This is a genomic window from Paraglaciecola sp. (genome assembly GCF_051252315.1).
In the GTDB taxonomy this organism is placed as follows: domain Bacteria; phylum Pseudomonadota; class Gammaproteobacteria; order Enterobacterales; family Alteromonadaceae; genus Paraglaciecola.
This window is the reverse complement of record NZ_JBPOFP010000155.1, coordinates 1-8,645: the sequence shown is the minus strand read 5'-3', so window position 1 is coordinate 8,645 and position 8,645 is coordinate 1. Positions and strand designations below refer to the sequence as shown.

Genomic DNA, 8,645 nt, shown 5'->3' with positions numbered 1-8,645 from the left:
AGTTTATCTAATACTTGGTTACCTAATTCTTTACCCAGTTCAACACCCCATTGATCAAATGAGTTCACTCCCCAAATAGCGCCTTGTACGAATACTTTATGTTCATATAAAGCAACAAGTGCACCTAAGGTTTTAGGGTCTAGTTGGTCAAACAAAAAGGTATTGCTTGGCTTGTTACCAGGCATGACTTTATGTGTGGCTAATGAATTAAGCTCGTCTTCTGCTAATCCTTTACCCGCTAAATCGGCTTTACATTCTTCGAATGTTTTACCTTGCATTAATGCTTGGGTTTGGCCAAAACAGTTAGAGGCTAACATAGCGTGATGTGTGTTTTCTTGGTTTGCTACATTGAGCGGTAACATAAAGTCAGCAGGGATCATTACCGTGCCTTGGTGTATCAGCTGATGGAATGAATGCTGACCATTGGTTCCTTCACTCCCCCAAATTATAGGACCGGTTTCATAATCCGTCGCTGTTTCGCTGCCGGCAATGCGTTTACCATTACTTTCCATGTCCAGTTGCTGAACATAAGCAGGGAAACCACGTAAATAATGATAATAAGGTAATAACACGTGACTTTGGGCACCAAAGAAGTTGATATACCACACACCTAAACTTGCCAAAATAATAGGCAAGTTTTGCTCGGCTGGAGCCGTTTGAAAATGTTCATCCATTTCAAACGCGCCTTGTAATAATGCACGGTAATTGTCGTATCCAATGGTTAAAGCAATCGGTAGTCCAATTGCAGACCAAAGTGAATAACGACCGCCAACCCAATCCCACATAGGGAAAATGTTTTCTTCGGCCATACCAAATTCTGTTGCGGCTTTGATATTAGAAGACACAGCAATAAAGTGTTTTGCAATATCTTCTTGTTTGCCACCTTCGTTCAGGAACCAAGCTTTAGCCGTTAAGGTATTTTGTAATGTCTCTTGAGTCGTGAATGACTTTGAAGACATAACAACCAATGTTTCTTCATGGTCTACCGAGGCCAATACATCTTGAACATGACAAGCGTCTACGTTAGCAACGTAATGTACTTTTACGCCTTCAAACCAATAAGGCTTAAGGGCTTCTGACATGATTTTAGGTCCCAAGAACGAACCACCAATACCAATAGCAACAATCTCTTTCAGAGGTTTACCTGTGTAACCTTTACGTTCGCCATTATGGATAGTGGCAACAAAATCTTGGATTTTCTTTTGGCAAGCTAATACTTCTGGCATCACGTCTTCGCCATCGACTAATACGGGTTTACCTGAAAAGTTACGTAAAGCGGTATGCAAAACTGCGCGTTTTTCTGTGTGGTTAATGATTTCACCAGCAAACATTGCATCGCGTTTGGCTTCAACCTGACAATCAGAAACAAGCGACTGTAACGCAGTGACTACTTCGTCTGTGATTAAGTTTTTAGAAAAATCTAACTCAATACCACAAGCGGTTTGAGTATATTTATTTGCTCTTTGAGGATCAGCGGCAAACAAGTCACGCATATGTTGATTTTTAGTTTTATCTGCTAGAGCTGATAAGCTTTGCCAAGCTGAAGAGTTGCTGAGTGTTGTCATAAGGACCTCAAATGTAGGGTATAAAGGGTGTACAAAATAGTGACAAAAAAGCGCCGCAGAACGACGCTTTTTTAAACTAATTTAGCTTATAAATAGCTTTTTAGTAGTGTTTCTAGTTTTACTTGGTCAATAGCAAAGTTACGAATACCTTCAGATAACTTCTCTGTTGCCATTGCATCTTGGTTCATTTCCCAACGGAACTGTGCTTCTGTTAAAGGAGCGCCAGGCGTTTTAGTTGCGCCGTTGTCTTTCAATTTAACAGGTAATTCACCTTGGGCTTGAGATAAGTCTTCTAATAATCCAGGGCCAATTGTTAAACGGTCACAACCTGCTAATTCAGTGATTTCGTCAGTGTTACGGAAGCTTGCACCCATAACAACTGTTTTATAACCGTGGTCTTTATAGTAGTTATAAATTTTGGTTACCGACACAACACCTGGATCTTCAGATGGAGCGTAGCTGTCTTTACCTGTTTTAGCTTTGTACCAATCTAAAATACGGCCAACAAACGGAGAAATTAAGTATGCGCCAACTTCGGCACAAGCTTGTGCTTGAGCAAAACCAAACAATAAAGTTAAGTTACAGTTGATGCCTTCTTTTTCTAGCACTTCTGCTGCTTTAATGCCTTCCCAAGTAGAGGCTAGTTTAATTAGGATACGACTTTTGTCGATGCCAGCATCTTTGTACAAAGCCACTAATTTGTGTGCTTTTTCGATACTTGCTGCAGTGTCAAAAGACAAACGAGCGTCTACTTCTGTAGAAATACGACCCGGAACGATATTTACTATGTCAGTACCAATGGTGACAGATAGTTTGTCACCAGCATCAATGATTTGTTGTGCAGGATCAGAAGACTGTTCTTTTGCCCATGCTACAGCCGCTTCTAGGTGCGACTTGTATTGAGGCATTTCTGCCGCTTTTAATAATAAAGACGGGTTAGTAGTTGCATCAACAGGTTGATATTTTTTGATCGCTTCGATATCACCAGTGTCAGCAACAACTGTAGTGATTTCGCGTAGAGCTTGTAATTGGTTAGACATATAATCCTCATTGTAATGGCATTTCTGTTCACTATAGCTTGTCAAATTTGAGCATAAAATCAAAGAAATAAGGCAACTATCTTATGTCTTAACAAGCTTAGGTATTGTGAGAATAGAAATGAAGGTTAGTTTGTACAGCTCAATAATATATTTCATTTAAAATATTAGCTATTAATATCCATAGGAAGGAGAACTAAAATAACAGTAAAATAAGGATACATAATGTTTTGTGTTCAATTAGTGTTGTTTTTTGATAGCTTTCTTTTTTAGCCTAGCCCATTCGAAATACGACGCAAGAATACCTGTATTGTGGAGCAGTTGAATGGTTAATTTTAAATGAAATGGTGAAACTAAAATGCAACCCAAACAAATACTAGATTTTTGGTTTAAGGAAATAGAACCGTCAAAATGGTTTGTAAAAGATCTGGATTTTGATCAATTGCTTGAAGAAAAGTTTGGTTGTTTATTAAAACCAGCTCAACACTGTGAATTGTTCGATTGGCGTAAAACCGCGCAAGGGCGATTAGCTGAAATTATTGTGCTTGATCAGTTTTCTAGAAATATATTTCGAGACACTCCCCAAGCTTTTGCTTCTGATCCTTTGGCATTGGCTTTAGCTCAAGAAGCAGTGATTTCAGGGACTGATCAGGAGATCTCAGCTGTAGAGCGTAACTTTTTATACATGCCCTATATGCACAGTGAGTCACTTATAGTGCATGAACAAGCGGTAAAGCTTTTTGAACAAAATGGGATTCAACCAAGCCTAGAGTTTGAAATAAAGCATAAAGTGATTATTGAAAAATTTGGCCGCTACCCACATCGAAATCAAATTTTAGGCCGTGAATCTACATCTGAAGAAATTGAATTTTTACGTCAACCAGATTCTGGGTTTTAGGGCTAGTCAGTTGAGAACGGGCATTGAAGCCGCTATTGCTGACATTCAATATAAACGCTTTGGTTAGGTTAGCCTAAACCCAGTTTATGCCGAGTTCAGGCTTATTAAAATTATTGCAATACCAAGTTGCTCAAAGTGTAATTCGCCGCATCACATTCTTCAGCACCTGAATTAACAAAATATTGTTCAGGCATGCCCATTGTATTAAACGTAGGGCTGGCATGAGGTTGAGCTGCACTCAAGCCGGCTTCGGTAGGCGTCAACTTTAGTTGCACTTCGAGTTTGTCATACAATTGATCTATGGTTTGATAATCGCTGATATTGGTTAAAAATGTCTCTGCATCTACGTCATATACAGTAGAAACTTGGTCATCGTTAACGGTAATAGTAACGACTGGAGTGGGAGCAAACGTTGGACAGTCGCTAAAACTTTGATTGAACTGGAATTGATAATTCGTGGTTTTATTCGCCAGCCAAGTGTCGTGTTCATGATTTAATTGGTGGATCAATGCATATTTTCTTTGATCTGATATGACGTTATATTCACATAAATCATCAAATTGTGCATCAGGCAAGGTAGAGAGTCTTGAAAACCCCAAGGACTCAGCTTCAGCTAAATCTTTATCATGAATGGTAAAAATATTAATTGAGCCGGTTTCAGAATTGCATGATTCATCATAAGCCATGCCGTCATGACCTTTTTGTGAGCAGTGTAATTCGATACCCTCATCGATCAATAGTTTGCCATGAGTTTCAACAGATATACCAGCTGCATCACAACCTAATGCTTGATCATCTTGATACACCCGCACATGATGCTCTCCTTGCCAACTAAAGTGCTCATCATCACAAGCGCTTATTCCCAGACATAATAAGCCAATTGGTATACTCATATACTTATTCATTGTATTTCCTTTATTCAATTCAAATAACTTAAACAAAGTGTAATGTGGGGAAAGTAAGACTTCTGTTGATAATTGCTACCTAATGTAAAGAAATGTAATTCAAACGCTTTAGGTGATCTTGGCTCTAGCTTTTCCGGATCTATATGACAAACAAAGTTATGTTTATTATTTTTGTTTGCCTATGGTGTGTTGGTGATGTATAACACCTGTTGTGTTAAATGGAATTGGATAACAGTTAATGAAACAAATGTGGAGTTCAGATACGCCAATTTATATTCAGCTATATCATCAAGTGATCCAGCGGATATTAGATGGCCATATTCAAGAAGGCGAAGCTTTGCCTTCAGTTAGAAACGTAGCAGCGGAATATCAGCTTAATCCCGTGACTATTTCTAAGGCTTATCAAATGTTACAAGACGAAGTGGTTGTAGAAAAACAAAGAGGGAAAGGGTTATTTGTCAAACAGGGAGTACAAACGATTCTGCTCACCCGCGAGCGCGAGACATTTGTTAAAAATGAATGGCCTAAAATTACCCGCAAAATTGAAAGCCTTCAGTTATCTGTTGAAGAATTACTCAGTGCATACAAGGAGAGAAAGTAATGAGCGAGCTTATTTCTATAAAACAACTATCAAAATCCTACAAAAAAAAGCATGTCCTTAAAGGTATTGATATATCTGTCAGTGAAGGACAAATATTAGGCTTAGTAGGCCCCAATGGGGCGGGGAAAACAACCTGCTTGCATGCACTATTGGGATTAACGAGTTTTGAAGGTGAGATTGACATATTGGGTTGTAACCCTAAAGGAAATAGAGAGCGTATGTTGAATCAAGTCGCTTATATTTCTGATGTAGCTGTGTTGCCTAAATGGATGACAGGGTTACAAGCCTTAGATTACGTGCAAGGTATTCACCCTAAGTTTAATAGGCAAAAAGCTGAAGGATTCTTAGCTAAAACAAATATTAATCCTAAAGATAAAATTAAGGCCTTATCAAAAGGTATGGTAACCCAATTGCATTTGGCTCTCATTCTAGCTATTGATGCAAAAGTTTTGGTGTTAGATGAACCGACTTTGGGACTTGATGCACTTACTCGTCGCCAATTTTATACCCACCTATTAGAAGATTTTTACGATGAGACTAAATGTATTGTTATCACTACTCATCAAATAGAAGAAATTGAGAACATTCTTACCGATGTGGCCTTTATCAAAGAAGGGGAGTTGGCTTTAGTTGAAAGTGTAGACGCCATACGTAATCGATTTAAATTGTTAGCTGTACCTAATGAAAATTTATCTCAAGCGGCGGCATATAACCCCCTATATTCTAATAAAATGATGGGCATGACGAGTATGCTATTCGATGGTGTGCATGAGCAGGAGTTGGCCGAGTTAGGTCAAATCAGTTCACCTAGTTTAGCTGATATATTTGTTGGCGTAATGACTCAGGAGACGCAGTTATGAACCTCTCTCAATTTTTAATAAGTATTAAAAAAGAATACTGGGAACATCGCAAATCTTTGTTTTGGTTGCCGATATTGGTTGCTAGCGTCATAGTGGCTGTATTTTTAACTAATCTGTTTTTAATGGAAGCCTATCAAGTTGAAAGAATATTCAATGGCCTCTCATCTTTAGGAGCTGCGTTAGAAAATCCAGATGCTGGCAATATAAAGCTCGAAGGAGGAACTAAAGTTCTGACAGGCGTCGTATTTGGTTTTTTTGTGGTGGTTGCGCTGGTCGTTCAAATAAATTATTTTTCGGCTTGTCTGTTTGATGATAGACGAGACTTATCGGTATTCTTTTGGCGCTCTATGCCGGTGTCTGATAGCGGCGTGATTGCCAGTAAGTTGTTAATGGGCGCTCTAGGGATCCCACTTATATTCATTACTACTGCTACGTTATTAGTGTGTTTACTAGTATTCGTTATGCTCGTTGTTTGTCTAGTGATGGCAATTGGTTATGACGTGTCGTTATGGGCTGCACTGCCACGTGCCGGTATTTTATCTAATGTTGCATTAGTGTGGGCAAGTGCCTTCGTCTACGCAATTTGGATGTTTCCGGTTTTTGCATGGCTAATGTTGACGTCTGCATTTGCAAATAAATCACCATTGGCTTGGGCGATAATACCCATAATATTATTCACCGCAGTCGGCACATTAATGTATGTATTTTTTGGTGTTGAGGATGTTTTTCTTGTTAAAGAGCTGTTTAGAGATTACTTCGCACTCGAAACGGGTCGTTTTCCGAATACCATGAATGGCTCAATGGAGCGCCCAGGTTTAATCATGCTCAGAGCTATGTGGGATAAAGTGAGTTTATTCGCGATAATATTAGGAAGTGTCTTTATGTATGGCGCTTATTGGTTAAGAGTGAATAGAAGCCAAGGCTAATATGTTGTTTAGCGCAGCGATGAGATTGTATGTCGTTGCGTTAAGCGTATTCATATTTTAAGGCATGGCTGCGCCACATAGCACGACTTCGTCGTAAAGCATGCTCAGTGATCACTAAGCATTCGCTTTGCAAACAGGGCATCGCTGCGCGATAAAGCATGGACTACGTCCACTCTGCATCTCGATAACTGTGCCCCGCGTTATTCTACCTTCCGCCAACCTTAACGATCCCATGGCGATTACCCTACTAAATTAAAGTAATAGGTGGCGAGCCTTGAGTCGCGGGTAAATTAAAAGCATCTGCGTAATCATTGACGTTTTTAAATAACGTTGTTACGACCCCAATTAATTTACAATTACAGATGCTCTATTGACTCCGGCTGGCTAATGGGTGACCCCTTTTAATCTTTTTTAAAAAAATATCTCGCTTAAAGATAGGGATTCATTGGATGTGAACTAACAAGCCTAAATAACTAGCAGCGATTCAATATAATAATTTTTCGCCACCATCATTTATCATAACGTTTGGAACCTGAGTATCAGTAGACAAAGCTCATTGTTTTAAAAATTCATAAACATAAGATCCAATAACTGAAGTTAATACCCCAAAGATAAACCCCAAAATACTATCCTTATTTACCATTCTTTTTATGGTTTTATTTTCGGACATATCGACATTCTTAATTTTAGCGCCTCTATCTGCAACGACCGATTTTTCTATTTTATTTTTTACCACTCAATTTCACTCCCTTAATGACCGACTTTCTATCCGCAACAATTGAATCTTTAATTACTGTTTTAGGCACTCGCAACTCTTCTACTGCTTCATCTCTATCCAAAATCGTTAACTCTTTACCACAAAAGCCAACCGTATTTTCATCAAGATAATCATGCGTTTTCAATGTATTGTGAGAATTAACGATTAGCTTTTGGCAACCATTCGATGCTGCGCATACTTTTAGAAATGCATCTAATTCAGAATCAGATTGCTCTATCTCGACATCGATAGTCATAAAATTGTTAGGTTCCATTGTCATTACATTTAACCAACTTAAAAAGTTGTGATTTCGTTCAGCTATTTGACAATAAATCTCGCGAACTTTATTGGAAGAGTCCACTACAATTTTATAAGGGTTTTCTGAAGAAACAAATTTGTACAAGATGTCAGCAATGTATACTTTATGCTCTAAACATTCTTCAATGCAACTTGAAAGTGTAAATCTAGACATATGACTTTATTGATTCCTTAAAAACTCAGTTGTGTCTCTCATGAGCTCACCACCATAAAAATCCTTTGGCCAATCAAAACTTCCTTTAGATTCAATTTCTAACATTGAAATATTTGCACCAGTTTGACCTTCCTGGGGACTTATTGAGTGGATAGCTATATCACTTGCTGAAATTTTTCCTTCGGCGATTCGCCTACGCAATCGTTTCAATAGATATTCACTATGTGTTTCTATTAACAAATATTTAGAAGCCTCATCCTTATCAATATCTGTGATATCAATGAACAAATCAGCAAGTTCAGCCTGCATTTGTGGATGAAGATGAATTTCCGGTTGTTCAATGAGTGTTAAGCTATTTTTAGGAGATAAGAATCCTTGAATAATCACGGGGAGTACTTGTGAAACACCAAAACCAACATCTGTAATATCTAAATCTAATGAATTTTGAGTAACTTGTAGTTTATGTATTACATCTTCCAAATGCTCAACGTTAACCTTTAAGTCAAACTTCTCAAACCACCCGTTTACCTTACTTGTAAGTTTCTCGTTCTCTTTAAGTATTTCAGCTACTTCATCACCATTCAGAGTATCTAAAAAAGCGTTACCTTTGGCATTATCTAAAAA

Annotated in this window: 10 protein-coding genes; 4 read left to right on the top strand and 6 right to left on the bottom strand. The window is 38.3% G+C overall.

Annotated features, from left to right (window positions below; all coding sequences use genetic code 11):
- Together pgi and tal are read right to left on the bottom strand one after the other, a co-directional pair.
- Window positions 1–1,565: glucose-6-phosphate isomerase (gene pgi / locus ACSHXM_RS19705; protein WP_435691746.1), on the bottom strand; the 1,565-nt coding region annotated here is incomplete at its 3' end.
- 86 nt (window positions 1,566–1,651) lie between these two features.
- The gene (gene tal / locus ACSHXM_RS19700) at window positions 1,652–2,605 is read right to left on the bottom strand and encodes a transaldolase (RefSeq protein WP_435691744.1); all 954 of its coding nucleotides are present in this window, start codon (window positions 2,603–2,605) and stop codon (window positions 1,652–1,654) included.
- A gap of 355 nt (window positions 2,606–2,960) precedes the next feature.
- Between tal and ACSHXM_RS19695 the strand changes: the two genes are divergently transcribed.
- Window positions 2,961–3,500, top strand: a complete 540-nt coding sequence (locus ACSHXM_RS19695) for a DUF924 family protein (RefSeq protein WP_435691742.1) — start codon at window positions 2,961–2,963, stop codon at window positions 3,498–3,500.
- A 110-nt stretch (window positions 3,501–3,610) separates the two neighbouring features.
- Here ACSHXM_RS19695 and ACSHXM_RS19690 read toward each other — a convergent pair whose 3' ends face one another.
- Window positions 3,611–4,405: a DUF6174 domain-containing protein gene (locus tag ACSHXM_RS19690; RefSeq protein ID WP_435691740.1), complete on the bottom strand. Its 795-nt coding sequence runs from the start codon at window positions 4,403–4,405 to the stop codon at window positions 3,611–3,613.
- Window positions 4,406–4,643: 238 nt separating this feature from the next.
- Here ACSHXM_RS19690 and ACSHXM_RS19685 point away from each other — a divergent pair, with 238 nt between their 5' ends.
- From ACSHXM_RS19685 to ACSHXM_RS19675, 3 genes are read left to right on the top strand one after another with little or no spacing between them, the layout of a single operon-like run.
- Window positions 4,644–5,006: a GntR family transcriptional regulator gene (locus tag ACSHXM_RS19685; RefSeq protein ID WP_435691738.1), complete on the top strand. Its 363-nt coding sequence runs from the start codon at window positions 4,644–4,646 to the stop codon at window positions 5,004–5,006.
- Window positions 5,006–5,866, top strand: a complete 861-nt coding sequence (locus tag ACSHXM_RS19680; protein ID WP_435691736.1) for an ABC transporter ATP-binding protein — start codon at window positions 5,006–5,008, stop codon at window positions 5,864–5,866. The genes ACSHXM_RS19685 and ACSHXM_RS19680 overlap by 1 nt, the downstream gene beginning before the upstream one ends.
- Window positions 5,863–6,792 carry a hypothetical protein gene (locus tag ACSHXM_RS19675; RefSeq protein WP_435691733.1) on the top strand — a complete coding sequence of 310 codons (930 nt, stop codon included), beginning with the start codon at window positions 5,863–5,865 and terminating at the stop codon, window positions 6,790–6,792. The genes ACSHXM_RS19680 and ACSHXM_RS19675 overlap by 4 nt, the downstream gene beginning before the upstream one ends.
- Before the next feature lie 553 nt (window positions 6,793–7,345).
- On the opposite strand, the gene ACSHXM_RS19670 is transcribed toward ACSHXM_RS19675, so the two are convergent.
- The 3 genes from ACSHXM_RS19670 to ACSHXM_RS19660 all read right to left on the bottom strand — a co-directional run.
- Complete coding sequence (locus ACSHXM_RS19670) at window positions 7,346–7,528, bottom strand: hypothetical protein (protein ID WP_435691732.1); 183 nt, start codon at window positions 7,526–7,528, stop codon at window positions 7,346–7,348.
- Entirely contained in the window at window positions 7,515–8,021 is a 507-nt protein-coding gene (locus tag ACSHXM_RS19665) for a hypothetical protein (RefSeq protein WP_435691730.1), read from the bottom strand. Before ACSHXM_RS19665 ends, ACSHXM_RS19670 begins: the two co-directional genes overlap by 14 nt.
- A 6-nt stretch (window positions 8,022–8,027) precedes the next feature.
- Window positions 8,028–8,645: AAA family ATPase (locus ACSHXM_RS19660; RefSeq protein ID WP_435691728.1), on the bottom strand; the 618-nt coding region annotated here is incomplete at its 5' end.

Excerpts from the sequence above, each read along its gene's own strand:
- ACSHXM_RS19685 (WP_435691738.1), top strand. The coding sequence starts at position 4,644 with ATGAAACAAATGTGGAGTTCAGATACGCCAATTTATATTCAGCTATAT.
- ACSHXM_RS19680 (WP_435691736.1), top strand. The coding sequence starts at position 5,006 with ATGAGCGAGCTTATTTCTATAAAACAACTATCAAAATCCTACAAAAAA.
- ACSHXM_RS19690 (WP_435691740.1), bottom strand. The coding sequence starts at position 4,405 with ATGAATAAGTATATGAGTATACCAATTGGCTTATTATGTCTGGGAATA.
- ACSHXM_RS19675 (WP_435691733.1), top strand. The coding sequence starts at position 5,863 with ATGAACCTCTCTCAATTTTTAATAAGTATTAAAAAAGAATACTGGGAA.
- tal (WP_435691744.1), bottom strand. The coding sequence starts at position 2,605 with ATGTCTAACCAATTACAAGCTCTACGCGAAATCACTACAGTTGTTGCT.
- ACSHXM_RS19665 (WP_435691730.1), bottom strand. The coding sequence starts at position 8,021 with ATGTCTAGATTTACACTTTCAAGTTGCATTGAAGAATGTTTAGAGCAT.
- ACSHXM_RS19695 (WP_435691742.1), top strand. The coding sequence starts at position 2,961 with ATGCAACCCAAACAAATACTAGATTTTTGGTTTAAGGAAATAGAACCG.